25 protein-coding genes and 1 other RNA gene are annotated in these 23,167 nt (G+C 49.6%); 18 read left to right on the top strand and 8 right to left on the bottom strand.

Annotated features, from left to right (window positions below):
* Positions 1-38 precede the first annotated feature (38 nt).
* The 3 genes from OIN60_RS13235 (at position 39) to OIN60_RS13225 (ending at position 1,658) form a co-directional block, all read left to right on the top strand.
* Positions 39-800, top strand: a complete 762-nt coding sequence (locus tag OIN60_RS13235; RefSeq protein WP_305755316.1) for a YesL family protein — start codon at positions 39-41, stop codon at positions 798-800.
* Positions 801-855: 55 nt separating this feature from the next.
* A non-coding RNA gene (gene ssrS, locus OIN60_RS13230) (6S RNA) lies at positions 856-1,048 on the top strand.
* Between the two features lie 217 nt (positions 1,049-1,265).
* Entirely contained in the window at positions 1,266-1,658 is a 393-nt protein-coding gene (locus OIN60_RS13225; protein ID WP_305755315.1) for a DUF1499 domain-containing protein, read from the top strand.
* Positions 1,659-1,740: 82 nt separating this feature from the next.
* Here the strand turns inward: OIN60_RS13225 and tpx are convergent, their stop codons facing one another.
* The gene (gene tpx, locus OIN60_RS13220) at positions 1,741-2,259 is read right to left on the bottom strand and encodes a thiol peroxidase (protein ID WP_305755314.1); all 519 of its coding nucleotides are present in this window, start codon (positions 2,257-2,259) and stop codon (positions 1,741-1,743) included.
* 133 nt (positions 2,260-2,392) lie between these two features.
* Between tpx and OIN60_RS13215 the strand changes: the two genes are divergently transcribed.
* Both OIN60_RS13215 and gltC read left to right on the top strand, forming a co-directional pair.
* Positions 2,393-3,013: a rhomboid family intramembrane serine protease gene (locus OIN60_RS13215; RefSeq protein WP_305755313.1), complete on the top strand. Its 621-nt coding sequence runs from the start codon at positions 2,393-2,395 to the stop codon at positions 3,011-3,013.
* Positions 3,014-3,057: 44 nt separating this feature from the next.
* Entirely contained in the window at positions 3,058-3,981 is a 924-nt protein-coding gene (gene gltC, locus OIN60_RS13210) for a glutamate biosynthesis transcriptional regulator GltC (protein ID WP_305755312.1), read from the top strand.
* A gap of 78 nt (positions 3,982-4,059) precedes the next feature.
* On the opposite strand, the gene OIN60_RS13205 is transcribed toward gltC, so the two are convergent.
* Together OIN60_RS13205 and OIN60_RS13200 are read right to left on the bottom strand one after the other, a co-directional pair.
* Positions 4,060-4,734: a zinc metallopeptidase gene (locus tag OIN60_RS13205; protein ID WP_305755311.1), complete on the bottom strand. Its 675-nt coding sequence runs from the start codon at positions 4,732-4,734 to the stop codon at positions 4,060-4,062.
* Positions 4,735-4,779: 45 nt separating this feature from the next.
* On the bottom strand, positions 4,780-5,205 hold the full coding sequence (locus OIN60_RS13200) for a MerR family transcriptional regulator (protein ID WP_305755554.1): 426 nt from the start codon (positions 5,203-5,205) through the stop codon (positions 4,780-4,782).
* 287 nt (positions 5,206-5,492) lie between these two features.
* On the opposite strand from OIN60_RS13200, the gene OIN60_RS13195 reads away from it, so the two are divergent.
* From OIN60_RS13195 to OIN60_RS13185, 3 genes are read left to right on the top strand one after another with little or no spacing between them, the layout of a single operon-like run.
* Positions 5,493-6,893, top strand: a complete 1,401-nt coding sequence (locus OIN60_RS13195; RefSeq protein ID WP_305755310.1) for an ammonium transporter — start codon at positions 5,493-5,495, stop codon at positions 6,891-6,893.
* A 36-nt stretch (positions 6,894-6,929) separates the two neighbouring features.
* Complete coding sequence (locus OIN60_RS13190) at positions 6,930-8,012, top strand: DUF294 nucleotidyltransferase-like domain-containing protein (protein WP_305755309.1); 1,083 nt, start codon at positions 6,930-6,932, stop codon at positions 8,010-8,012.
* Positions 8,009-8,746 (top strand): exonuclease domain-containing protein, encoded by a 738-nt coding sequence (locus OIN60_RS13185; RefSeq protein ID WP_305755308.1) that lies wholly within the window; start codon positions 8,009-8,011, stop codon positions 8,744-8,746. The genes OIN60_RS13190 and OIN60_RS13185 overlap by 4 nt, the downstream gene beginning before the upstream one ends.
* Here OIN60_RS13185 and OIN60_RS13180 read toward each other — a convergent pair.
* The gene (locus tag OIN60_RS13180) at positions 8,732-9,181 is read right to left on the bottom strand and encodes a M67 family metallopeptidase (RefSeq protein ID WP_305755307.1); all 450 of its coding nucleotides are present in this window, start codon (positions 9,179-9,181) and stop codon (positions 8,732-8,734) included. The two genes, OIN60_RS13185 and OIN60_RS13180, sit on opposite strands and share 15 nt — an antisense overlap.
* Before the next feature lie 107 nt (positions 9,182-9,288).
* Complete coding sequence (locus tag OIN60_RS13175) at positions 9,289-10,593, bottom strand: MFS transporter (protein WP_305755306.1); 1,305 nt, start codon at positions 10,591-10,593, stop codon at positions 9,289-9,291.
* 159 nt (positions 10,594-10,752) lie between these two features.
* Here OIN60_RS13175 and OIN60_RS13170 point away from each other — a divergent pair, with 159 nt between their 5' ends.
* Positions 10,753-11,316, top strand: coding sequence for a TlpA family protein disulfide reductase (locus OIN60_RS13170; protein ID WP_305755305.1), 564 nt, complete (start codon positions 10,753-10,755; stop codon positions 11,314-11,316).
* Between the two features lie 54 nt (positions 11,317-11,370).
* Here the strand turns inward: OIN60_RS13170 and cimA are convergent, their stop codons facing one another.
* Positions 11,371-12,990, bottom strand: coding sequence for a citramalate synthase (gene cimA / locus OIN60_RS13165; RefSeq protein ID WP_305755304.1), 1,620 nt, complete (start codon positions 12,988-12,990; stop codon positions 11,371-11,373).
* A gap of 263 nt (positions 12,991-13,253) precedes the next feature.
* On the opposite strand from cimA, the gene OIN60_RS13160 reads away from it, so the two are divergent.
* From OIN60_RS13160 to OIN60_RS13150, 3 genes are all read left to right on the top strand, one after another.
* Complete coding sequence (locus OIN60_RS13160; RefSeq protein ID WP_305755303.1) at positions 13,254-14,534, top strand: DNA polymerase IV; 1,281 nt, start codon at positions 13,254-13,256, stop codon at positions 14,532-14,534.
* Positions 14,535-14,647: 113 nt separating this feature from the next.
* Positions 14,648-14,887, top strand: a complete 240-nt coding sequence (locus OIN60_RS13155; protein ID WP_305755302.1) for a ferredoxin — start codon at positions 14,648-14,650, stop codon at positions 14,885-14,887.
* Between the two features lie 172 nt (positions 14,888-15,059).
* Positions 15,060-16,478 (top strand): L,D-transpeptidase, encoded by a 1,419-nt coding sequence (locus OIN60_RS13150; protein ID WP_305755301.1) that lies wholly within the window; start codon positions 15,060-15,062, stop codon positions 16,476-16,478.
* Here the strand turns inward: OIN60_RS13150 and OIN60_RS13145 are convergent.
* Complete coding sequence (locus tag OIN60_RS13145; protein ID WP_305755300.1) at positions 16,472-16,618, bottom strand: hypothetical protein; 147 nt, start codon at positions 16,616-16,618, stop codon at positions 16,472-16,474. The genes OIN60_RS13150 and OIN60_RS13145 overlap by 7 nt on opposite strands.
* 198 nt (positions 16,619-16,816) lie before the next feature.
* Here OIN60_RS13145 and OIN60_RS13140 point away from each other — a divergent pair, with 198 nt between their 5' ends.
* Genes OIN60_RS13140 through OIN60_RS13130 form a run of 3 tightly spaced genes read left to right on the top strand, consistent with a single transcriptional unit; the run spans position 16,817 to position 19,262 of the window.
* The gene (locus OIN60_RS13140; protein ID WP_305755299.1) at positions 16,817-17,911 is read left to right on the top strand and encodes a quinone-dependent dihydroorotate dehydrogenase; all 1,095 of its coding nucleotides are present in this window, start codon (positions 16,817-16,819) and stop codon (positions 17,909-17,911) included.
* 29 nt (positions 17,912-17,940) lie between these two features.
* Positions 17,941-18,753 (top strand): GTP diphosphokinase, encoded by an 813-nt coding sequence (yjbM, locus tag OIN60_RS13135; protein ID WP_305755298.1) that lies wholly within the window; start codon positions 17,941-17,943, stop codon positions 18,751-18,753.
* Between the two features lie 2 nt (positions 18,754-18,755).
* A complete protein-coding gene (locus OIN60_RS13130; protein ID WP_305755297.1) occupies positions 18,756-19,262 on the top strand; it encodes a DUF309 domain-containing protein in 507 nt (168 codons plus the stop codon).
* Positions 19,263-19,316: 54 nt separating this feature from the next.
* On the opposite strand, the gene OIN60_RS13125 is transcribed toward OIN60_RS13130, so the two are convergent.
* On the bottom strand, positions 19,317-19,868 hold the full coding sequence (locus OIN60_RS13125; protein WP_370872483.1) for a thioredoxin family protein: 552 nt from the start codon (positions 19,866-19,868) through the stop codon (positions 19,317-19,319).
* Positions 19,869-19,995: 127 nt separating this feature from the next.
* On the opposite strand from OIN60_RS13125, the gene OIN60_RS13120 reads away from it, so the two are divergent.
* Genes OIN60_RS13120 through OIN60_RS13110 form a run of 3 tightly spaced genes read left to right on the top strand, consistent with a single transcriptional unit; the run spans position 19,996 to position 23,132 of the window.
* Positions 19,996-21,531, top strand: a complete 1,536-nt coding sequence (locus OIN60_RS13120; protein WP_305755295.1) for an RsmB/NOP family class I SAM-dependent RNA methyltransferase — start codon at positions 19,996-19,998, stop codon at positions 21,529-21,531.
* Positions 21,528-22,289 carry a pseudouridine synthase gene (locus tag OIN60_RS13115; RefSeq protein ID WP_305755294.1) on the top strand — a complete coding sequence of 254 codons (762 nt, stop codon included), beginning with the start codon at positions 21,528-21,530 and terminating at the stop codon, positions 22,287-22,289. The genes OIN60_RS13120 and OIN60_RS13115 overlap by 4 nt, the downstream gene beginning before the upstream one ends.
* A 42-nt stretch (positions 22,290-22,331) precedes the next feature.
* On the top strand, positions 22,332-23,132 hold the full coding sequence (locus OIN60_RS13110; protein WP_305755293.1) for a Cof-type HAD-IIB family hydrolase: 801 nt from the start codon (positions 22,332-22,334) through the stop codon (positions 23,130-23,132).
* Positions 23,133-23,167: the final 35 nt, after the last annotated feature.

Below are 23,167 nucleotides of genomic sequence, written 5' to 3'. Positions count from 1 at the left end.
GCTGAAAGAGATTGGTAACCGCTGAGGGGGAGACTAAATTGGAATTCAAGGGAGCAATGGGCGGCATTTATCGTCTGACGGAATGGATCACACGATTTGCTGCCACCAACCTGCTGTGGGCGCTTTGCTCATCGCCTTTTCTGTTCTTTATCGTCATGAAGCTGATCGTCATGAGCCAGCAATTGACCAATGAGTCCTTGCAGATGAACTGGGCGATGGCGATCGTGGCACCGCTTACTTTATTTCCGGCAACGGCTGCCATGTTCACCGTAGTGCGAAAATGGGTGATGGGGGATAGCGATATACCGGTATTCCGCACCTTTTTCTCGGGATATAAACAGAATTATAAGCAAAGCCTGGTGGGGGGGCTGTTTTACACCCTGCTGACAGTTGTTATGTATGTGGACTATACCGTGTATATGACACAGTTTCCGAATCTGCAGATGATCGGTGTAATTATGCTGATCTTGCTGATTATCCTATTTGTGTCGATGTTTAACTTTTTCTCTATGGTGGCGCATTATCACATGACCATCGGGCAAATTATTAAAAACGCGATCCTGCTGACTTTGATCAGACCATTCCGCGTATTTTCTACACTGCTCGGCAGTGCTGTCCTTGTATATATAGGAATTCGTTATCCTGTGCTGTTTATTTTCTTTGTCCCCTGCCTGATCGCATGGTTTGCTTTCTTTAATTTCTACGGAACCTTTATGAAAATGCAGGAGCAGTTGGAGAAGCAGAAGATCAACGGGGAGTCGGAAGGGGAAGAAACGGCGGTAGAGGAAACGAAGAAATAAAACATAAATCGTCAATATTTACTTTTTAAGTTGAAACGTCTATAATACGTAGTAACACCTCCTGCTGTGTACGTTACGACCATTCGTTGTTTTGAACCAATGACATTGTCTAGGGAGATCTACATGGGAAGCGGCTGAAAAGCCCTGTCACTTTTGACATGGGGACTTCAAATGCTATTCCTGCGATCACCCACCTGCTGAAGCAGGTTCAGAAGACACTATGGTCGGACGGCATCGGCGGGTACAATTTGTTAAACGAGAACACCTCTTTTCTTTTACGAAGAAACAGGGGTGTTTTTTGTTATGTAACAATGATAAACTGTTAATATGGAATGGAAAATACCGTCTGCCTAAGAGAAGGGTTCGTAAGTTCAGTATGTTTTAAAGCGTTTGCAATCAAATGAGTGCTTTACGTATCGGCAGAGAATACCGCAGGGGCACGGTGAGGGTGAAGGAGGAAATGTGTTGTCGTTGAAAAGGACGCTTGTAGGGATTATCCGCAGTCACGAAGGAACGGGTGACAAAGTGAAGGATCCTCTGCTCAAAACACGATACTATAATTTATCGAGGGACAAGGCGTGGGAAGAAGTCTCATCGACCTTAAAAAAAATACCCGGATTCAAGGTGCTGCATGAGGTATCCTCGGTAGGGGAAATTACGTTGGAGAAACGTACGGCCTTTGGTCGCACCATCGATATTACCGTCTCTGTTCTTTCGGTCTCCCCGGTGCGCAGCGCGATCGATATTTACTCCGCCTCACGGGGCTCCATGGGTGATCTGGGGGCGAATTACCGTATCATCTTGCAGTTGTACAGCGTGCTGGATAAAAAAATCGGTGCCTACAGAATGCGCGAGTAATGAGCGAAGCATATCAATATAAAGTTGATAAGCGAGAGAAGGACAGACCTTCCTCGCTTATTTTATTTTGAGGGGCTGTTGATCAAATAAGCTTCTTTACGGCTTCAAGTGCCTTCTCGTAATCAGGATGGTCGGCCATTTCGCCCAAATATTCCACGTAAGCAAGATTGTCGTCGGCATCAATGACAAAGATGGAACGCATGTCCAGGTGAAGCTCCTTAATGAATACGCCGTAAGCTTCGCCGAAGGAGTGATATTTATAATCGGACAAGGTGATGACACGGTCGATTCCGGCGGCTCCACACCAGCGCGCTTGGGCGAACGGCAGATCCACACTGATGGTCAGCACGGCAACTTGGTCTCCCAGGCCTGCTGCTTCCTCGTTAAAACGTCGGGTCTGCGCATCGCAAACTCTTGTATCCAGAGAAGGGACTACGCTGATCAGCTTGATTTTGCCGGCAAAGTCCTTCAATGAAGTTTCCTCCAGCAGATCTTTGTTCAGTATAAAATCTGGGGCTTTGTCGCCCGCCTTCAATTCGGGGCCAATGAGTGTGATTGGATTTCCTTTGAAGGTAGCAACGCCAGTACGTTCCTGGGTCATATTGTATTTCCTCCTTATAACATTGGTTATTGGTGCCAAAATCAATTATAATCTTCTATATGAAAAACGTCTATCGAAGTACAAAGACGATGTCCACTTGTGAGAAAACGGCATTAAAGAGAGGGGCCTCATATTGATTTTTTTGCGCTATGAAAGCTGGAAGAATTATATTCGTTATTATCCCGTTACTTGCCTCATTTTGCTTGCCAATCTGATTATGGCGGGGCTGGTGCTGCTGAACGGGGGATTTACCAATGAGACGCTGATTGAATTCGGGGCTCAGGTGAATTGGCAGGACTATAGTACACAGTACTGGCGCTATGGGGCTGCTATTTTTCTGCATGGGGGCTTCAGTCACCTGCTATTTAACTCGTTTGCCATTCTGGTGTTCGCGCCGCCCCTGGAAAGGCTTCTCGGCTCCGTACGCTATCTTGTTTTGTATTTGGGCGCAGGTATTGTGGGGAACATCCTGTCTGATGCCTATTATACATCGATTGGGCAAATCACCATTTCGGTAGGCGCTTCCGGTGCTATATATGGAGTATACGGAGCGTTTTTATACATTGCCTTGTTCCAGCGTCATCTTATGGATGAGGCGTCCAGAAAAACGTTGTATTCCCTGCTGATCATAGGTGTTCTCTTCTCGGTAGCCATGGCTAACATCAACTGGATGGCGCACTTCGGAGGCTTGATCAGCGGATTCTTTATTTATGGAGTCATGATCCGCTTGTTCAAGCGTCGAACCCGGGCCTGATGAGCATACCGTAGAAGGTAAATAGAATGGAGCGATAAAGCGAAGTGGAACTAAGACAGTTGCAGTATTTTGTGAAGGTAGCCCAGAAAGAACACGTAACGCAAGCAGCAGAAGAGCTTCATGTTGCGCAGTCTGCAGTAAGCAGGCAGATTCATCAGTTGGAAGAGGAGCTGGGCGTGCATTTGTTTATGCAAAAAGGCAGGAATTTACAACTCACTCCTGTCGGGCAGCTCTTCTGCAAGCGGGTGGAGGGCATCATGAAGGATCTTGAACGTGCGGTGGTGGAGGTTCATGAGTTTCTGGATCCCGAAAATGGCGAAATTCGAATCGGATTTCCACACAGTTTGGGTATTCATCTGATTCCCTCAGTCGTGGCAGAGTTTCGAAACCGTTATCCTAATGTAAAATTCCGATTTAAGCAGGGGATGTACCCCACATTGATTCGGGATGTGTTGTCAGGCGAGATCGATCTGGCGTTTGTATCGCCCTTTCCGCACAGCCATGAACAAATAGGCGGCGATATTGTGCTGACGGAGGAGCTTGATGCCATATTGCCCCCGAATCATCCGCTAGCAGGGGAAGAGAGCATCCGGCTGGAGCAGTTGAAGGATGAGAAGTTTATATTATTCGGAAGCGGTTACTCACTACGGCCTATCGTGTGGGAGGCGTGCATCCAGGCAGGTTTTACGCCGCATGTCTCTTTTGAAGGGGAGGAGACCGATACGATCCGCGGTCTGGTCGCGGCCGGTATGGGAGTAAGTTTACTTCCCGAAATGGCGCTCTTTCAGACGAACCGCCTTCAGCCTGCCAGAGTGAAAATATCGGAGCCGAAAGTGACCCGCACCATCGGGCTGATTCACCGGACAGACGGCAAGCTTCCTTTAGTTGCGCAATCATTCCGAACTTTTTTGCTGAATTATTTTGGGCTGAAGTATAATAATAGTGCAACACAAGAGCAAGATACTTAGGATGCAGACGATGCAACACGATGAAGGGTGCCTCAAGCCATTGGCTCAGGGCACCCTTCATTTTAGTTCATATTGCCGTTATTCGCGGTTATTGAAGATCCCGATCAGACGAATCAGCTCGAGCAGAGAGACCAGTGCCGCCGCAACGTATGTCAGAGCTGCTGCGTTAAGCACCTTAGCTACACCCCGTTCTTCATCATTCCGGATGTACCCTTCAGAAACCATAATTTCACGAGCCCGGTTCGAGGCGTTAAATTCAACCGGAAGTGTGATCAACTGAAACGCAACGGTAGCCGAGAAGAAAATAATTCCCAGACCAATCAAATTAAAAGAGCTGAACAGCATCCCTGCAATCAGCAGAAATGGCGCGATGCCGGAAGCGATGTTCACCACCGGGAAAATACGGTGCCGCATCGTCAAGAACGGATAATGCTCCTTGTGCTGGATAGCATGACCCACTTCGTGGCAGGCAACGGATATAGCGGAGATGGAGCTTTCGTAATAGACGGGCTCAGACAGCCTTACCACTCGGTGAATCGGGTCATAATGGTCTGAGAGCGTACCTCTCACCGGCTCAATCGGCACATCATGAAGTCCGTTGGAATCCAGCATGTGTCGGGCGGCGTCATAACCGGTCATTCCGCTTTGGTTGCGTTCCTTGGCCCAGCGCTTGAACGTGCCAGAGACACGAAATTGCGCCCACAACGAAAAGATAAAGGCGATGATTACCAAAAGATACATGCCGCTAAACATATTCAATTACCTCCAAAGAAAAGTAGAATTGTAGTAGAATGCCTACTACATGCTGTGTTCGAGTAAATACTTCAGTGCCTCAATACAGGCTGCGCTCTGCGGAAGAAGCCCGGTAAGCACCTTGCGGGCTTGAACCGGCTTTAACTGCTTCAGAAGAGGCTGTAATTCATTCACTTCTCGCTCCAGGCGCTGCATATGCATTTCTAGGGTAGTAAGTTTGTCGCTCACCTGTTCCTCGCTGCATACCCCGCTCCATTTCACTAGTGTCTGCTTGATCTCCTCCAAGCTATATTTCTCTTGTTTCATTTGATTAATACGCTCAAGCCTGTTCAAGGTTTCATCACTATATAGGCGGTAATTTTTTAAAGAGCGTTCCTCGGGAGCAATCAGTCCCAGCTTCGTATAATAATCGATTGTACGCTCACTAACTCCGGCAGCTTTGGCAAGCTCGCCGATTCGGTACAGCTTCATATCCCCATTTGCGCTCACCTCGCGATTCCTATAAATCATTGGCCCCACAGACAGCGGCTTCGTTAATATAAATGATACATGATCGGCAACCGTACAGTCAAACGTCACACTTTCATAGGGGAAAACGAGCAGGGAAAAAGGACTTATAGACATAGGTATGAAGCCTGTTCATGTTTTTTCATTCTTTTCAAAAAAATTCACTTGTCAACTTTCTTATCTTCTGATTATAATGACATTAACGATTTCACGATATGTAAAGATAAGTAACATTAAGGGGAGTGTTCTTGATGAAGAAAAAATGGTTAATACCACTGCTTGCCCTACTAACGATTCTGGCTTTTCCGGTCGGGGCGTTTGCAGCGGAGGAAGGTCCTACGAATGTTCAACTCCAGGCCGGCTTGAACTCTGCGTTCACTTTCCTGGCGTTTATCCTCGTCTTCTTCATGCAGGCCGGATTTGCACTGCTTGAAGCGGGATCCACAAGAATGAAGAATGCTGGTCATGTGGCCGGCAGAACGGTTTTGACGCTTGGCGTATCTGCCCTTGCGTTTTGGGCACTGGGCTTTGGTCTTGGTTTCGGTAATGATAATGGCAATGGTTTTATGGGACTTACGGGCTTCTTTGTAAGCGGGACTGATGCGGCGCCATCTTTTGATTCTTTGTCCGCTTATGATGTTCCTGTAACAATCATGTTCCTGTTCCACTTTGCTTTTGCCGCCATTTCCCTAGCGATTGCTTGTGGCGGTATGGCTGAACGGGCTAAACTGAGCGTATATATTGTGTTCGGCATTTTGTTCTCTATTGTGATCTATCCCGTTGTAGCTCACTGGGTATGGGGCGGCGGCTGGCTCGGTCAGCTCGGCATGCAGGATTATGCAGGCTCGACGGTAGTCCATCTGACAGGTGCAACGGCTGCGCTTGTGGCGACGATCATGCTGAAACCGCGTCTTGGCAAGTACAACAAGGACGGCAAGCCGAATGTAATTCCTGGACACAATCAGGTGTACTCCATTCTCGGTGTAATTATTCTGTGGTTCGGCTGGTTCGGATTTAACCCGGGCAGTGCAGTATCTGCTATGAATGACGGCTTCTTCGGTTATGTGGCTCTGACAACCAATATCGCGGCTGCTGCCGGTGCAGTCTTCGCTCTGGCCGTATCTTGGATGGTCTTCGGCAAAGCGGATATTCCTAGCATGCTGAATGGCGTGCTGGCGGCACTCGTAGCGATTACAGGCTCCTGTGCATTTGTAGCTCCATGGGCGGCTGTCATTATCGGTGCGGTTGCAGGTATCATCACTTTCTTCACGGCCCAATGGCTGGAGCGCAGACGTATTGATGATCCGATCTACGCGTTTTCCGTGCATGGTGTTGCAGGGATGTGGGGGGCGATATCCACGGGGATTTTTGCAAAGCCTGAGCTGGTTGAAATTACGGGTGTAGGTCAAGCGGGCTTGGTCTATGGCGGCGGCTTCGGACAACTGGGTGTGCAGTTGCTTGGTCTGGTCGGCACATTCGCATTCGTTCTGGTCATCTCCTTCATTATTCTTGGTGCGATGAAAGCTGTGATGGGCATTCGTGTTACCGAAGAAGAAGAAACGATGGGTCTGGATATGAGTGAACATGGCACATACGGTTATCCAGAGCAAATGAAGCTCCTTGCTGATGCTAAGAAAGGTACGTTGAACTAATTTTGATGGATGGAGTCGAGCGGGGAGGCTGGCGGTATGGAATCGCAGCGCACAGAGGCGTGCAAAATATCATTTGAGGCGATTCATAACGCCGATTCGCCTGATTCGCTGAGACAGGCAAGGATCGATGCCCAGCATCACCTGCTGGAAATAAGGGCGGGAGCTTCTACGGAGGTTTGGCTCAAGCAGGTTAATGAAATGCATGATGCAATATCCGTAAAAGCTGTACAGTTATGCGAACAAGGGATGGTTGAGGATGGCTTTGGCCCTCCTCCCGTCCCTTATGCCTTTATAGCTTTCGGGAGTATGGGGCGCTCTGAATCTACGCTCTGGAGCGATCAGGATAATGGAATGATTATTAGCGATGAAGCAGGCGAGGGCAAGGAAGCATATTTTGCCGCCTTCGGATCACGCCTTTCCGATATGCTCGAGGGGCTTGGTTATCAGAAATGTGAAGGCAAGGTCATGAGCTCCGAGCCTTTATGGCGGCAAGAGGTTACGGAGTGGAGGAGGCAACTGGAAGAGTGGAGCTCCGATTACAGTTGGGATCCGATCCGGCATTTGATTATCGCTTCGGACATGAGACATATCGCGGGGGATGAAGGCTTGTCCAGACAGTGGAAGGAAGCCTTCAGCGAGGTGTTTCGCAAGGATCCCGGACTGGCTGGGGCAGTTCTTCGCAATACGGTCAAGCATAAAGCAACCTTGAACATTCTGGGTCAAATTGTGACCGAACGCTTCGGTGAGCATGCCGGAGATTTCGATATTAAATACGGCTGTTATATTCCACTGGTGAACGCTGTCAGGTTCATGGCGCTGCAAAATGGCGTAACGGAAACCTCGACATTAAGAAGGCTGAAAAAACTGGCTTCGCTCGAAGCGGCTCCTTTTCCGTTGCTGGATTCCTGTCAGCGAGCTTTTTTAATAGCCCTCCATTTCAGAAACAGTACTCCTTACAAGGAGAAGGATGGGCTTCTGGTCAGCAGCGGATATATGCCTGTTCAACAGTTGAAGCAGCGTGTGTTATGGTATGAGCTCCGGGAAAGTCTTACTGTAGTCAGAAGGATGCACAGGGCGTTGCAGAGACAGTTGCGCTTTATGGAAAGGAGAAAATTATGAAAGAGCCGGTTAGGGGCGGCAGCGGATTTTGGAGTGTGTTCCGTCAGGGCGGTATGCCGTCAGCTATTGCTTCCGTGTTGGGGGCCCCGACCGCGCAGCAAATGGCATTCATTCGTTCACTCGCTCGTGAACAGCGCCGGTCGGAAGCCATGCGGACTCCATTGGAAAAGCTGGAAACCGTGGTGTTTGATCTGGAAACCACCGGCTTCTCGCCACAGCATGGAGATGAAATTTTATCTTTCGGCGCTGTGCGTGTGGTGGGTGATACGATTATGGAGAAGGAACAGTTCTATACGCTGGTTAAACCGAGTATACAGGTTCCGGAGCATATCTCCCAATTGACAGGTATTACCCAGGAAATGTGTAATGATGCGCCTGCTCTGATGGACGGACTGCATGATTTTATGTCATTTGTCGGGGGCAGGGTGCTTGTCGCCCATGCAAGCTCTCATGATAAAGCTTTTTTGAATGCTGCGCTTTGGAAAACGTCCAAGGTTCAGTTGACTCATCGGGTGATCGATACCATGATGTTAGCCAAATGGCTGGATCCCCGGCCTTTCAGCTATGCATTGGATGATCTGCTCAATTCGAAAGGCATACCTGTCATGGGCAGACACCATGCGCTGGAGGACGCAAAGATGACCGCGCAATTATGGGTCTGCTACATGAAGGAAATTATGAAGCGAGGCGTAACCAATCTGGCCGACCTATACAATCATTTAAGTCACGCGTAAAGGTACGGGTTTTAAGGTGAGTAACAGAGGAAGTGTGGCAATAGGATTGACCAGATAGGCCTCGGTGTACGACTGGGATGAATCTCGGGCACCTGTGATCAAATAGGCGATCATTCCCGTTCCGAACAATTGGAGCTGTTGTAAGTCCTCTCTGGATGGAACCGGGGCCGTAGAGGGATGAGAATGAAATATGCCGATTAGTGCCTGTTCCTGTATTACACATCTTACCCATGTCGGACCGTCAAATTCAAAATGATGATACGGATCAGGTGAAATGTTCGGAATGGGAATAAACTCTGTAATATGTACATTTCCCCGCTCGGTATGGCCCAACAATGCACCGCAGCCTTCCTGCGGGAGACATGAGAGGACATATTGCTCAAGGCGTTCTAGAAGCGTGGAGGACATCTGCACCGAAGAATAGACCAAAGTCAATGGTATATCTGCTCCCTTTATAGAAGCTCCCTGTATGGGAGCTTTTTTTCATTTTTAGACATGTCTAATACTAATGCGGAAAGGGAGCGGCTGCAAGGGGAAGGCCATTACTGGACCGTTGCTGAGGGCTTAATCAGCTTGAAGGCAAGAAAGAAGGTAAGGAGAGAGAGCACGGCTACGGTGCCGAACACCGCTGCATGTGAGATTCCCATCAGCCAGCCGAAGAGTGGAGGCCCAAAGGCAACGCCCAAAAAACGCAGGCTGTTATACAGTGAGGTAATCATCCCGCGTTGGTTCTTTTCAACTGAACCGGTGATCATCGTATTTAGACATGGCAAAAGCAAACCGGTTCCAATACTGCCTAACGTGAGCAGCCCGATCAGAAGATAGATGTTTTCGTCGGTAAAAATGGCGACAGCTTCTGAGACAGCCATCGTAAGCAGTCCGGTCATGGTCAATCTACGAATGACAACACCGTTTTTCTTGATTTTGGACCCTGTTATAAAGGAGGTCGTTACCATCCCTAGCAGCGGAATCGCCAATATCAGCCCTTTCATTACCCCGTCGATATCGTAAGGTGGTTCTTCAAGCTTATCGGATAAATAAAACAGGACTCCGAATAAAATGAACAGTCCTACAGCTCCTGTAAAAAAAGAGCTCAGCAGCCATCTGCCTTTTTGCTTCAGCACGTTCAATATATTGCGGACATATTCGCCGATAGGGACTGACGGGCGCTTGTTCTTCGGCTCGTGGATTAGAAAAATAATCGCGAGCAACGAGAGCAGGCAAAAAACGGGAAAGGCAAAGAAGGAAGCATACCAGACGATTAAAGCCAGCAGTGAACCTAGTACCGGGCTTAATACTTTGCCGCCTGCATTGGCTGCTTCAATTAAGCCGAGAGCTTGGGACTCGGTGCCGTCTTTATACATGTCTCCCACGAGGGCCATAGCAATGGCGGAGGTGCCTGCCGCCCCCATCCCTTGCAAGACCCGGCCGCTCATCAGAATGGTGTAGGAGTTCCAAACTGCGCCCATCCCGGCCAGGATGCCTGCGCTACCATACAAAATAAGACTTGGAATAAGGACAGCTTTGCGGGAGAAACGATCTGATAAATAACCGGAGATGGGGATGATGATTCCTGCAGCAATGGAAAAGACACTGATCACCAGACTGCTTTGGAATTGACTGATGTGCAGCTTGCTTTGCAGCTCAGGCAAAATCGGCACGAGCATCGAGTTGCCCAGCACCAGAACGAGGGGGACGCTGGCCAAAGCCGTATATTCCTTCCGCTTGTCTCCGCCTTTCGAGGATTTCTCTTTATTCTGTTCATTGTGCTGGATATGGCTGATGTGTCGGCCTCGGAGCGGTCTTCCATCTGGCAGCCATCTGCCCCTGCCTCTTGTTCCGTTCATGGTACCAGTCCCTTCATCATTCTGTAGTTTGTAATGTAACCCGTCTAACTTGAGATCATGCAAGGACTGTAGGGATGAACAGAACAGGATATAAAAAAAGGGGAAAAGGGGAGACTGTTAAGAAAAACGTTTATGGACGTACATGCAAAGGAGAAGGATATGCGTATAAGGATCAGAGCCATTAACACGATAGGCACTAGCATTGTGGCAGCGGTCATGATAGCATCGCTGGCGTTCACATCAGTCTTTGGTAATATGCCAATAGCAGAGGCAGCACCGGTGATGGCTCAGGAAGGGGCTAAGGCGCCTGAAAGCAATTTGAAGGGATTGGACGGCAAAACATACACGGTAGGTAGGGGGAACGGTAAAATACAGCTACTGAGCTTCTGGGCCTCCTGGTGTGATCCCTGCAGGATGGAAGCGCCGATGCTGAATGAGCTGGCATCCAAATACAAGACTGGCCTTGATGTGTATGGGATCAATGTGACCAAATACGACCGTCAGGAGGATGTTAGAAAATTTGTACAATCTCTTAAATTAACTTATCCCATCCTGCTGGACAAATCAGGGGATGTATTCGATATCTATCGTGGGGCGGCTTTTCCTACTAGTGTGTTAATTGATGGGAAGGGAACAGTGCGTGAGGTGCTGCTAGGCGTGTACAGCAAAACAGAACTGGAAGAAAAAATTCAGAAGCTGATAGAGGAGTCTGAGACGAAATGAAAAAAATTCAGGGGCCACATCATGTGACCCCTGAATTTTAACGGAGAGAATATACTAATGATTTACAATCCCGTTAGAGGAAACGGCGCTTCCGGAAGGAGGAGGCTCGATGTTCTCAGAAAGCAGGGCGTGGCGGAAGCTGTCCACCAGCGCCTCCCAGCTAGCTTCGATCACGTTGCCGGAAACGCCGACTGTATTCCACGTATTTTCGTAGTTTTTCGATTCTATCAAAACACGAACCTTCGCTGCAGTAGCGTCTTTTTCATCAAGCACACGAACTTTATAGTCGGACAAATGCATATCCCGCAGGGCAGGGAAATATTGGGCCAGCGCTTTACGCAGCGCATTGTCCAGCGCATTAACCGGTCCATTCCCCTCTGCGGCGGTGTACACACTGCTGCCCGCAACGTTCAGCTTGACGAATGCTTCCGAGACGACGGCCTTGCCGGCGGATTTCTCCACCAGAACCTTGAATGACTCGAAGGTAAACAGCTCCTTCATTTCACCGTTAGCCTCACGGATCAGCAGCTCCAGCGAGGCGTCAGCTCCCTCGAACTGGTAGCCTTGGTGCTCGAGCTCCTTGATTTTGTCGATGACGGAGCGGGCTTCTTCGCTGCTTGGGTCCAAATGGACGCCGATATCCTTCGCTTTGGACAGCACGTTGCTTTGTCCGGCCAGCTCGGATACAAGGACACGCTGTTTGTTGCCAACCGTCTCTGGGGCAATATGCTCATAGGTGCGGGAGTCGCGCATAATGGCTGAAACGTGAATGCCCCCTTTGTGAGCAAAAGCTGCGTTACCGACATAAGGCTGGTTCACTGGCATGTTGACATTAGCAACCTCACTGATATAGCGGGCGGAGTTTGTAAGCTGCTTCATTTGTTCCTCGCGAATGCACTCATAACCAAGCTTCAACTGCAGGTTCGGGATCACGGAGCAGAGATTAGCGTTACCGCATCGTTCACCATATCCGTTCATGGTGCCCTGCACCTGTCGTGCTCCAGCCTGAACTGCAGTAAGAGCATTAGCAACAGCCAATTCGCAGTCATTATGCGTATGAATGCCCAGACGGGCCGACTCGACCGATTGTCCAAGGCTCGTCACGATTTCATAAATTTCATGAGGCATGGAGCCTCCGTTCGTATCACACATGACAAGCCAGTCCGCACCGGCTTCCTGTGCTTTTCTCATGACTGCCACAGCGTATTCGGGGTTATGCTTGTACCCGTCAAAAAAGTGCTCGGCATCAAATATAACTTCCATACCGCTCCGCTTCAGGAAGGCGATGGAGTCATAGATCATGGCGAGATTCTCTTCCAGAGTGGTCTGCAGTGCGGTGTGCACATGAAAATCCCATGACTTTCCAACCAGCGTTGCTGCATGAGCTCCAGACTGGAGGATCCGCTGCAAATTGGCATCCTGATCCGCAACACTTTCTTTACGGCGGGTGCTGCCGAATGCTGTTATTTTGGCCTTCAGTCCTAGCTGCTGAACTCGCTTGAAAAATTCGATATCCTTGCTGTTGCTGCCAGGGATGCCGCCTTCAATATAATGAACACCAAGATCATCAAGCTTTTTGGCAATTTTCAATTTATCGTCCGCAGACAGGCTGATGCCTTCTCCCTGGGTCCCGTCTCTTAAGGTAGTATCAAAGATGGAGATGGTCTTTGACATGAAGATCCTCCTTTGGAATGGCGTCTCATAAACAAATTTGGGATTGGAATAAATTACAGTAAAGCGTTTGTGTAATGAAGAATATATAATTCAGAATTATATCAATTAATTGTCCCAAAGTGTAACCTAAAAAGATATTTTGCGCCAGAATGGGATGCCTGAGACATGAATTTTACATATAGCTGGTGTAAAATAAAACTATTGATGATATCTTCGGATCATTCCCGGCAAATGTGAAATATACAGAGTAAGAAGGGGTGCGAGTGAAAAAGGTCAGTGACTACTATCCTGCGGATGGCCGTGTCATTCTTCATGTCGACATGAACGCATTTTACTGCTCGGTGCACGCGGCGGAAGAGCCGCATAAATATAAGGGACGCCCCACCGCTGTGGCAGGAAGCAGCGAGCTGCGCAAAGGGGTTATTGTAACCTGTTCTTACGAAGCCCGCAAGCTGGGCATATCCACAGGCATGGTCGTCAATCAGGCGCTCCGAATCTGTCCGTCTCTCATAATCATTCAGCCGGATTTTAATCTTTACAGACAGTACTCCAGAGCCTTCATGCAGATCGCCTATTCCTATACACCTATGCTGGAGGCTACATCCATTGATGAGTGTTATCTTGACATCACGGGCTCCAAGCAGTTCGGGACTCCTATTGAGATTGCCGAAGCGATTCAGCAGCGCATTGCGGAGGAATTGTTGCTGCCGTGCTCAATCGGCATTGCTCCCAACAAATTGCTGGCGAAAATGGGCTCTGACATGAAAAAGCCAAACGGAATATCCATTCTCCGGCTGCGTGATGTCCCGAAGGTCCTATGGCCTCTCCCCTGTGCCCAGCTCTTCGGAATCGGGCGCAAAACGGCCGATAAGCTGCTGCAGTTTAATATCCGGACGATCGGACAGTTGGCTCAGGCTGATGAACAGCTTCTGATTGAGCATTTTGGCGTGAACGGGTCATGGATGAAGCTTGCCGCCAACGGAGTTAACCAATCACCTGTCCGAACGGAGAGGGAGCCGAACAAATCCATTGGACACACCACAACACTTCCGCAGGACGTGAATAAGCCGGAGGATGTTCGGCGCATACTTCTTAATATCAGTGATCAGGTAGCGCGGAGGCTACGCCGTCAGAATATGCTGACAGGCGGAGTGCAGATTACGATCAGGACACCTGAGATGCGGACATTTACCCGTTCTCAAATGTTGAAGAACCCGACGGAGGATGCTGAAATAATATATAAGGAAGCCTGTGAGCTATACCGACGCCACTGGAGCCAGGAGAAGCCCGTAAGATTGCTCGGGATTACGCTGCAGCAGCTTGTACCGAAGGAAGAAGCGGCAGTACAGCTAGATCTGTTTGAGTATGAGAAGCAGCCTAAAAAAGAAAACCTGATCAAAGCGATGGATGCGCTGCGTGACAAATTTGGCGAGAACGCTGTTCTGACGGCAGGAATGTTGGGGGACGATCCTTCCGTTCTGCTTCGCAACAGCAAGCTGCGAGGAACCTCGCTGCAGAAAGATAATTTACCGCCCCTGGAATGAAGCTGGATGCTTGGCAGAATCAAAATGATTTGTATTCACAATATTTTTGTATTAATATGTTTCTATAGCGGGAAAGTTAGGTTCGTTTTATTGTATAGGAGGAAGGGAATACTATGGCTAAATACACTTGGGTTGAGAAAGATACGTGCATCGCCTGCGGCGCCTGCGGCGCAACTGCACCTGACATTTTTGATTATGATGATGAAGGTCTTGCTGAAGTGATCTATGAAGGGGATAATAACCGCGGGATTATGGCTATAGATGAAGACCTGTATGATGACATGCAGGATGCCTGCGACGGATGCCCGACGGATTCGATCAAGATCTCGGATGAGCCTTTTAATAAAAACTAATCGATACTAGCACTGCCGTAGCTTTGAAATGGCATCTTTTTACCGTAAAGGCGGTGGGAGATGTCATTTTATTTTTTTTGAACGAGCTGCCGATATATAAGTAAAGCATAACAACTATAACCGAAAAATATACATAGGTGGGTTTGCAGACAAATGACAACTGGGGGTTCCCGTGAGCGATACGTCACATCTTAAAACTTATGTAAAAAAGCATCCGGATAATAAAATGGGCTGGTATTTGCTCGGTAAGGAATATCAGAACAGCGGACAGGAAGGAAAAGCGAACTATTGCTTCAATAAAGCCGGAGAAGTATTCGAAGCGTTTGAGAAAAAACAGATTCCACAGGATGTATGGATGGAATATCAGAATAAGCTTGCCGAGATCGCTCATGCACAGGATAAAAGAAACATGCGTCTTCGTAAGCTGCTGGTGTGCTGTTCGTTTTGGCTGCTGATTTTGCTGCCGTCAGCCCATGCGCCTGGAGCAATCTCTCCGGGAAGCGGAGCAGCAAGCGTGGTGCCTGAAATTCGGCAGACTTCAGCAGTTATTGATGAGGTAATAGAACAGGAAGCATCTAAAGAAGAGGTGAGCCCGACAGCGGGCAGCACCAACTCGGAGATTAAATTCACGGCGGCAGACAGCACCCCTGAATCGATGTCCACGAAGGTGGGCACTCTCCTGAGCCGTCAAGGTAGTCTTCCCGCGAGCACTGTTGTTCTCGGTATGAAGAAGGAAGGAAATTGGCTGCTCTGGGATGATCAGTTGAAGACTGTGTACCGGCTGGACAAAGAGGGCGGAGGAAAGGTGCTGGTGCAGTCCCTCGATCCCAAGCAATGTCATTGCGAGCCCAAGGACGCCGCAGGCTTGAAGGCACAGGCGACAGCCTGGACTTCCGGTCAGGTTGAACTGGCCGTTCTCAACAGCTCGCTGATAGCCTACCGCCAACGATATGGCGGGCTCCCGGACAATCTGCAAGACCTGACAAAAGCGTTTCCTGACAATGTGATGGACGGGGTATCGGAGGGGATGAAGCCGTCCTTTCCATCATTAAGAAAGCGCCTTGCCGATGCGCAGACTGCAGATGCTTCTGCAGAATTAGCCGAGGGGACTGCGCTTGCCTCTTCGCTGGACGGGACTCCTTCTTTCACCGAGCCTTTGCGGATCATCGTGGATAAGTCCAATTACCGCCTTGCGGTTGTAAGCGGCAATATAATGATCCGCAACTATAAAGTAGGGCTTGGGGGAAATAAAACGCCGGAGGGCTCCTATGAAATCTCCGATAAGGTCGTGAACCCAAACGGCAAATCGGATGGGGATTTCGGCAGCCGAGGCATGCAGCTTTCCGATACCAACTATGCTATCCATGGAACGAACGAGCCGGACAGCATCGAAAAGGATGAGTCCTTGGGATGTGTCCGTATGAGCAAGCAGGACGTGGAAGAGCTGTTCGCTCTTGTGCCTTCAGGCACCCCGGTTACCATTCAGACAGGCGGGCTGCCTGATCAGGAGCTTGTCCCCGCTGTTCGTTACACAAGCAAGCAGGTTAGTAACCAGACCAATCCGAACCGAATCTATCACTGGCTCTATTGATTGCCTGCATTGGCCAGCACGATGACAACTACAATCAGCAAAATCAGGAGAAGCAGACTTGCGGCAGTCCAGACAATTGCTTTTTTATTTACCTCTTCTTTCTTTTGCTGCAGAGTCGGCGGCTTGCGTTTGACTGACATGAATTCCACTCCTTCTTAAGAAAAGTATATCATTTAGACATCCACTTCAATGATTCGCTGAAGTGCTTCCACTCTCCTGCAAATCCCATAATAGTGATGCTTATTACTTTCTTTTTCGGGAAGAAAAAGCTAAACTATTTCAGAGTAGTCAGTAGAGACTCCGCATGTGCGGAAACGGTAGAGAACGGAGTGGATTGAGTGTTGTACCGTAATTTTGCCAAACCTGTATTTTTTAAAATGGATCCTGAAAAGGCGCACCATGTCGTCATTGACGGAATGAAGCAGGCAGCCAGAGTGCCGGGGGGAACCGGATTGCTGCGTGGCATGTATGGTGTGCAGGAAACGGCTGATCTGGCTGTTGATTTATTAGGACTGCATTTCCCCACCCCCGTTGGGCTGGCTGCCGGACTGGATAAGAATGCGGAAGCGGTTGAGGGCTTCTCATCCATCGGCTTCGGATTTATTGAAGTTGGAACCGTTACGCCGCTCGCACAGCCGGGAAATGAGCAGCCCCGTCTATTCAGGCTTCCGCCTGATCAGGCCTTGGTCAACCGGATGGGTTTTAATAATAAAGGGACAGCGGAAATGGCGAAGCGATTGGCTTCGTTGAAAGACAGAGCGATTCCGATCGCAGTAAATATAGGCAAGAATAAGGCAACTCCCAATGAGGAGGCTTATACGGACTATGAGAAGTGCATCGCCGCTTTATATCCGTATGCAGATTTGTTTGTGGTTAATATCAGCTCTCCGAATACACCGGATCTTCGTAAATTGCAGCATGGGAGCGAGCTGAAGGAGCTGCTTGCTGCGGTCAAAGGTGAAATGGAAGCTCAAGCGGTGAAATCCGGCCAGTCTAAAGCTGTTTTGGTCAAAATAGCGCCGGATGTAACGGACACTGAGCTGGAATATATGACAGAGGTCATTGCAGCCAGCGGCGTGGATGGAATCATTGCTACCAATACGACGATTTCGCGTGCGGGACTGTCTCATGAAAATGCCGGAGAAACCGGCGGCCTTAGCGGAAGGCCCCTGCGTGAGCGGTCAACCGAGGTGATCCGGAGCGTATACCGGCAGACCGGCGGAAAGCTGCCGATTATCGGATCAGGCGGCATCTTCGACAGCCGCGATGCTTACGACAAAATTAAGGCTGGAGCCAGCCTGGTTGAAATATATACTGCCCTGATCTATGAGGGACCGGGTGTAAATGGAAAAATTCATGCCGGCTTGCGCGAGCTGCTGCGGCGGGACGGCTTTAATCACATAAGCGAGGCGGTGGGCGCTGACCACCGATAAGCAGACGAACGGGACAGGAGGCGCGAGATATGGACGGAAGAGATTGGGGAACATTTTTGCTTCCATACGAACAGGCGGTTGAAGAACTGAAGGTCAAACTCAAAACGATGCGTGCGGAACTGAAAAAACGTGAGGAATACGCGCCGATTGAGTTTGTTACCGGACGTATCAAGAAAATATCCAGTATTCTGGATAAAGCGAAACGGCTTGATGTTCCGCTGGATCAATTGGAAACCGGGATTGAAGACATCGCAGGCATCCGCATTATGTGTCAGTTTGTAGAAGATATCCGTCGGGTGGCTGAGTATATTCGGAGACGGAAGGATTTAACGGTAGTATACGAGAAGGACTATATCACGAATTTTAAAGATAGCGGATATCGCAGCTTCCATATGATCGTGAAGTATCCTGTCCAAACCGCCCTCGGCCAGAAAATCGTGCTGGCCGAGATTCAAATCCGAACATTGGCGATGAATTTCTGGGCCACCATTGAGCACTCACTGAGCTATAAATACCGCGAAAGCCTGCCGGAGGATATTAAAGAGCGGCTCAAAAAAGCGGGAGAGGCGGCTTTTGTGCTGGATAATGAAATGTCCGCGATCCGATTGGAAATTTTGGATGCACAAAAAACATTCGAGGATCAATCCAACATTGTATCTAAGACATTAACAGCGATGCACAAGCTTTATTTCTACCACAAGGTAAGTGAAGCGATTGAAGCCCAGCACCGGTTCAATGAGCTGTGGGAGCAGCATGATATGGAAGGGATCAAGGAACTGTTTGACGAGATCAAGAAAATGCTCGACAGCTCCAAAATGGATGAGGATAGGGATGAAAATTAAGCATGGCGGATAATTATCCACCACTGTATATAGCGTATCTCGTATACTTTAACCGGGATCGGGATTACTTTGAATGTCATGAGGTGCTGGAAGAGCTGTGGCTGGAGACTGGACGCAATCCGCTGTATAAAGGGCTGCTTCAGGTCGCGGTCGGCCTGTTTCATTTCCGCAATCACAACGTGCGCGGAGCAAGTATGATGCTGGAAAGCGCATTGCACAAGCTAGGGGACGCAGAAGGGGACTCTCTCGGAATGGATCTGAGTCAATTGGTGAGAGAGACGGCGCAGTATACGGACCGACTGGCAGCCTACGAACGCGATCCCTTCGACTTCTATGACTTGACGATCCGCATTACTGACCCAGAGTTGCAGCGGGAGGTGGATAAGGCGTGGGCTCTTATTACACCGAATATCCCCCAGCAGACCAAGCGGCAGCGGGGGGCCAAGCACAAGGAGAGAGCGCGAATTCTTGCGAGTCGTCAGCAATCCTCTTCTGAACGGAATGAATAAGACAAAGAACCTTCAATGCCATGAATGGTGATTGGAGGTTCTTTCGTTCTTGATCTATTTATATTTTTCAAACAAGGCCTTGTACTGAGCTAGAGTGTTGCCGTTGTCTCCGGCCGTTTCGCTCAGTCCGCCAACGATCCGTTCCTTCTCTACGCCGTTTTCATAGTACACCAAGGTAGGTGTAAACTGGATACTGTATTGGTTCCAGCCCTCTTCGAATTCCTTCAGATTAAATTGATGCAGAGTAACGCCCTCCTGGTCCGCAAGCGGCATAAGCTGAGGAGTGGTGGCCCGGCAGTGAGGGCAGTCGGAAGCGAAATAGTAGACGAAGAAGCTTTCTTTGTTGGTAATCTTCTGCTGGAGGGCATCCGGCAGAATGATTTGCTGATAGTTAGGGTCGTTCAGCAATTCCCTGGTAGCAGGATCGAGGGAGGAAACGGATTTGTTGTACAATTCACTCCGATTGCCTGAATTAATGGCAACGAGGACGCCGATCAGCACGGCCAGCACTACAAAGAAGCTGATAATCGGAATGAGTTTTTTGTTGTTTGCTTTCAAAATAATCTCTCCTATCAAAGTATAAATAGTATGGCGGTTGCCTATCATTATACAGCATTACAGTGTGTAGTGAAACAATTGGATAACCCGTATGGCATTTGTGTTAAAATATACAGCGACTGTTATAATGAAGACCTAACAATTGATTTTTCAACAGAACAGGATGATCAGAGATATGGCTGTACAACTTCCGGCACTTTTTATAGAGAGGATGCGCGGACTGCTAGGTACGGAATTTGATGCTTTTATGACGGCCTATGATGCCGTGCCTCATACAGGAATACGCGTGAATACGCTGAAAATATCAGTAGAAGATTTTATGAGGATATCACCTTTCGAGCTTCGGCCTGTACCGTGGTGTCCATCAGGCTTCTACGTTCCCTACGGCTCCAAGCCCGGGCTGCACCCTTATTACCATGCGGGCTTGTATTACATCCAGGAACCAAGCGCCATGGCTCCTGTAGAACTGCTCGGCATTCAGCCGGGAGACCGCGTCCTGGACCTATGTGCCGCCCCGGGTGGGAAATCGACACAAATCGCGGCCAAGTTGCAGGGCAGCGGCGTGCTGGTGACCAATGATATCCATGCGGAACGCACTAAGGCATTGGCTAAAAATATCGAGCTGTACGGAGTCCGCAACGCGGTTGTGCTCAACGAAACCCCTGAACGCATCGCAGAGGCGTTTCCTCATTACTTCAACAAAATACTGATTGACGCCCCGTGCTCCGGCGAAGGCATGTTCAGAAAGGATGAGGACATGGCCAGACAATGGGAGACGCATTCGGTCGAAAAATGCACGGTCATGCAAAGGGACATTCTGAGCATGGCCTCGCGTCTGCTCGCTCCGGACGGTGTTATCGTATATTCGACCTGCACGTTTGCACCCGAAGAAAATGAGGAGATGATCGCGGAATTTCTGAAGGTAAACGACGGATTCCGGGTAGTTTCCATAACAGATCGTCCCGGATTTTCCCCAGGCCGTCCCGAGTGGATACCGTCCAAGAAGCGTTATCCCGATGTAGAACAGCTTGCAGGAACCGGCAGACTGTGGCCGCACCGGATTGAGGGGGAAGGACACTTCGCTGCTGTGCTGCATTGGGAACGGGAGCCTGGACAGCAGAACACCTCCGATCAGACGCTGTGTGTATCTGAACGATCAGTGAGGGAGGAGGCGGGCTCACACGGCCGGATCAAGGCGGAACGTCACAAAGGCGGCCGTAAGCAGGCCGGAGACAGCCGCCGGAGCGGCAGGGCAGGCGAAGTGAGCACTGCTGCAGAGGTTTTAGCCTCATTTGCCGCCGGGCAGCTTACGTTGCAGCTTCCAGGTCAGACTGTTGCCTACGGAGACCGTATCTATCAGGCACCGCTTGACCCGGACAGGCTGAACGGCCTGAAGGTGATCCGTCCGGGATGGTTTGTGGGAACGGTCAAAAACGGGCGCTTTAACCCGTCTCATCCGCTGGCTACAGCACTGCACAGAAATGACTCTGTCAGATCCATTGTGCTGAATGGAAGCAGCCCGGAGTCTGTCCGCTACCTTAAAGGCGAAACGCTGCTGATTGAGGAAGACAGAGTTCAGCTCGCCGAAGGAGCCTCCCCTAAAGGTTATGCTTTGATCTGCATTGATGGGTATGCTTCCGGATGGGGCAAATGGCAGGACGGAATGCTGAAAAATGAATATCCGGCCGGATGGAGGTGGACTTCCGTATGAAGGGACAGGGCAAACAGACACAGCGGCTGGACAAGCTGCTGACCCATATGGGCTTTGGTTCCCGTAGCGATATCAAAAGACAGGTCAAGCAGCGGAATGTCACCGTCAACGGCACGGTTGTCAAGGACAGCGGCATGCAGGTTCATCCATACCGGGACCGGATCGAGGTGGATGGGGAGACGGTCAGCTACAAACCGTTCATTTACCTCATGCTGCACAAGCCTCCGGGGGTAATATCTGCGACGGAGGATGTCCGTGAGCGGACGGTTCTTGATCTGCTGGATGAGGAGGAACGCCATTTTTCGCCATTCCCGGTTGGTAGGTTGGATAAGGATACTGAGGGACTTCTGCTGCTGACGAATGACGGCAAGCTTGCCCATGAGCTGCTTTCACCGCGCCGTCATGTTCCCAAAACCTATGAGGCTACGGTAGCCGGAGACGTTGGAGAAGAGGATGCTGCCCGTTTTACAGAAGGCGTTGAACTGGATGATGGTTATGTAACAATGCCGGCACAGCTTACACTTTTATCCAAAAAGCAAGCAGAGGAAGGCACGCTTTCATATATTTCGCTGGTTATCCATGAGGGCAAGTTTCATCAGGTGAAGCGGATGTTTGAAGCTGTCGGCAAAAAGGTTCTGTATTTAAAAAGAACGGAAATGGGACCGCTGCGTCTTGATCCGGAGCTGCCCATCGGGGCTTACCGCGAGCTGAATGAAGAGGAGCTTGCTTTATTGAGCCGGGGCATACTGGAGGAGTAAAGGAATAACGGACCATTAGATACGGATAAGGATGGGATAGAGATGAGATACCGACTGATAGCACTTGATGTGGATGGAACGCTGCTGGATGACCAGCACGAGCTTGCTCCTGAAACGATAGATACGATCCGGGAGGTTGTCACCCAAGGCACCGAAATCGTCCTCTGTACCGGTCGCGCCCCGCTCAGCACGATTCCGTTAATGGAGCGTATGGGCCTGACAGGGTACGTCATCTCTCATAACGGGGCGGCTACAGTGGATGCGGCAACCCGGGAAATCGTGCATCAGTACCAGGTGGATGTACGCGATCTGGAGCCCTACATAGACTATTGCAGGGACAATGGGATTCATTTTGACGTTAATACGGCATTTGGGCTGTATGTGGATCAATTGGAGGGGCTGAAGCTGGAGGTGCGGAGCATGTATGAGGCGTTCCTGATGGAACCGCTGCAGCTTCCGTTATGGGCCGATCTGTCGGAACCGCTCGTCAAATTTACAGCGTTTGCTTCTATGGAGCGGCTGGATGAGGTATATCGGGATTGGAGCAGGTGGGAGCAGCCGTTTAATATGCTGCGTAGCGGAGATTTTTTTATCGATCTGATGCACAAGCAGGCGTCTAAAGGGGAAGCGCTGCATCAATTGGCACTGCGGCGGGGAATTGCTTCCGACGAGATTATGGCAATCGGCAACTATTACAATGATCTCAGTATGCTGACCTATGCAGGCAAAGGCATTGCCATGGCCAATTCTCCTGAAGAAGTTAGGCTGGCGGCTGACGAGGTTACTCTGTCTAATAATGAGCAGGGGGTCAGACATGCTTTGATCAAGCACTGCCTAAGCTGAAGATGAAGGTCTTCCAGGCAAAAATAGCCTCCATG

The sequence above is a fragment of the Paenibacillus zeirhizosphaerae genome, assembly GCF_030705605.1.
GTDB lineage: Bacteria > Bacillota > Bacilli > Paenibacillales > Paenibacillaceae > Paenibacillus > Paenibacillus zeirhizosphaerae.
Note: the sequence above shows the minus strand (reverse complement) of the source record. Positions and strands in the feature narration are given on the sequence as shown.

What these genes read in the sequence shown, in the direction of transcription:
- tpx (WP_305755314.1), bottom strand. Translation starts at nt 2,259, where the DNA reads ATGACCCAGGAACGTACTGGCGTTGCTACCTTCAAAGGAAATCCAATC.
- OIN60_RS13205 (WP_305755311.1), bottom strand. Translation starts at nt 4,734, where the DNA reads ATGTTTAGCGGCATGTATCTTTTGGTAATCATCGCCTTTATCTTTTCG.
- OIN60_RS13200 (WP_305755554.1), bottom strand. Translation starts at nt 5,205, where the DNA reads ATGAAGCTGTACCGAATCGGCGAGCTTGCCAAAGCTGCCGGAGTTAGT.
- OIN60_RS13195 (WP_305755310.1), top strand. Translation starts at nt 5,493, where the DNA reads ATGAAGAAAAAATGGTTAATACCACTGCTTGCCCTACTAACGATTCTG.
- OIN60_RS13190 (WP_305755309.1), top strand. Translation starts at nt 6,930, where the DNA reads ATGGAATCGCAGCGCACAGAGGCGTGCAAAATATCATTTGAGGCGATT.
- OIN60_RS13185 (WP_305755308.1), top strand. Translation starts at nt 8,009, where the DNA reads ATGAAAGAGCCGGTTAGGGGCGGCAGCGGATTTTGGAGTGTGTTCCGT.
- OIN60_RS13175 (WP_305755306.1), bottom strand. Translation starts at nt 10,593, where the DNA reads ATGAACGGAACAAGAGGCAGGGGCAGATGGCTGCCAGATGGAAGACCG.
- OIN60_RS13170 (WP_305755305.1), top strand. Translation starts at nt 10,753, where the DNA reads ATGCGTATAAGGATCAGAGCCATTAACACGATAGGCACTAGCATTGTG.
- cimA (WP_305755304.1), bottom strand. Translation starts at nt 12,990, where the DNA reads ATGTCAAAGACCATCTCCATCTTTGATACTACCTTAAGAGACGGGACC.
- OIN60_RS13155 (WP_305755302.1), top strand. Translation starts at nt 14,648, where the DNA reads ATGGCTAAATACACTTGGGTTGAGAAAGATACGTGCATCGCCTGCGGC.
- OIN60_RS13145 (WP_305755300.1), bottom strand. Translation starts at nt 16,618, where the DNA reads ATGTCAGTCAAACGCAAGCCGCCGACTCTGCAGCAAAAGAAAGAAGAG.
- yjbM (WP_305755298.1), top strand. Translation starts at nt 17,941, where the DNA reads ATGGACGGAAGAGATTGGGGAACATTTTTGCTTCCATACGAACAGGCG.
- OIN60_RS13130 (WP_305755297.1), top strand. Translation starts at nt 18,756, where the DNA reads ATGGCGGATAATTATCCACCACTGTATATAGCGTATCTCGTATACTTT.
- OIN60_RS13125 (WP_370872483.1), bottom strand. Translation starts at nt 19,868, where the DNA reads ATGATAGGCAACCGCCATACTATTTATACTTTGATAGGAGAGATTATT.
- OIN60_RS13120 (WP_305755295.1), top strand. Translation starts at nt 19,996, where the DNA reads ATGGCTGTACAACTTCCGGCACTTTTTATAGAGAGGATGCGCGGACTG.
- OIN60_RS13115 (WP_305755294.1), top strand. Translation starts at nt 21,528, where the DNA reads ATGAAGGGACAGGGCAAACAGACACAGCGGCTGGACAAGCTGCTGACC.
- OIN60_RS13110 (WP_305755293.1), top strand. Translation starts at nt 22,332, where the DNA reads ATGAGATACCGACTGATAGCACTTGATGTGGATGGAACGCTGCTGGAT.